We start from the raw sequence: 1,400 nt of genomic DNA, 5'->3' as shown, positions 1-1,400 counted from the left end.
CAATCGAGGGTGTAGGAGTTGGGGTCTGAATCCGCCGGTTTCGAGGAGGCTGCGTGTGATGTAGTTGGTGAGGTTGCGGAAGCCGAGGGCGGTGCCGCGGAGGTGTTCGAGTCGTCCGTTGAGGGCTTCGGTGGGGCCGTTGGACGTGCCGGGTCGGTCGAAGTAGGCGAGCACGTCGTCTGTTCGTTTTTTCAGTGTCCGGCCGAGGGTGATGATCTCGGTCAGTGCCTTCGGTACGCCGGTGCTGATCGATGCGATCAGCTTGACCATCAGCTCGCGACCACGTCGGCGGTCCTGGTCGCGGTAGGCCGCGATCATACGCTGGTAGATGCCCCAGGTGGCCTCGACCTCGACATGGGCGTCGTCGGTGAACAGTGCGGTGAGTCGGTCCTTTTGTTTCTCGGTGAGCAGGTCGGCGCCGGTGTGCAGAGTCCGACGTGATTTGTAGAGCGGGTCGTCTTTGAAGCCCCGGTGGCCGTGGATGGCGAGCTGGACTCGGCGTCGGCACTTGTCGAGTGCATCGCCGGCCAGTCTGATGACGTGGAAGGGATCCATCACCGCCACCGCGTCAGGGACTTCCTCGGCAGCTGCGGTCTTGAAGCCGGTGAACCCGTCCATCGCGACCACCTCCATGGTGTCGCGCCACGTTCGTGGACGCTCGTTGAGCCAGGTCTTGAAGGCCTGCTTGGAGCGGCCTTCGACCATGTCCAACAGGCGTGCGGGGCCCGTGCCGTCCCGCACGGGGGTGAGGTCGATGATCACGGTGACGTACTTGTCACCGCGCTTGGTGTGTCTCCAGACGTGCTCGTCGACCCCGATCACGGCGACGCCATCGAAGCGGCCAGGCTTGTCGATCAGGACCTGTTTGCCTTCGGCCAGAACAGCAGTGTTCGCGGTGTCCCATGCGACCCCGAGGCCTTCGGCGATCCGGGCAACACTCAGGTGCTGGACCACGATGCCCTCCAAGGCCCACCGCAGTCCCCGACGCGACAGCTTCGCCCGTGGCTCGGCCGCAGCGGTGGTGTCTTGGCGCCACACATGCCCGCACTCGCTGCAGCGGTAACGCCGCACGACCACTTCCAGCATCGTTGGCCGCCACCCCAGCGGCTCGTGAGCAAGTCTTCGCACCACGCTGTCGCGGGGACTGCCCTCGCAACCGCAGCGTCTGCACCACTGATCAGGTTCGGCCACACGGCACGCGAGGACCACCCGGTCAGGTTCGAGTCGCTGTCCAACAACGTCCAGGCCAAGGCCGTCAAGACGAGCGAAGGCGGTCAGATCGGGACGGCCGAAACCGGCCGGCGGGGTAATGTCAGGCACGTCGAGGTCTTCCAGATGGGCAGTGTGAGAACTTCCATCCTTGGAAGACCTCGACTCCCACCACTCACCGACGCGCCGAC

General features: G+C 64.9%; 1 protein-coding gene. It reads right to left on the bottom strand.

Annotated features, from left to right (window positions below):
* Positions 1 to 1,320 (bottom strand): ISL3 family transposase (locus tag D9T14_RS13195; protein WP_121592132.1); only part of this gene is annotated, 1,320 nt, incomplete at its 3' end.
* Between the last annotated feature and the right edge of the window lie 80 nt (positions 1,321 to 1,400).

This window comes from Propionibacterium australiense (assembly GCF_003666605.1).
Lineage (GTDB): Bacteria > Actinomycetota > Actinomycetes > Propionibacteriales > Propionibacteriaceae > Propionibacterium > Propionibacterium australiense.
The sequence above is the reverse complement of the archived record's forward strand: the minus strand, read 5'-3'. Positions and strand labels throughout refer to the sequence as shown.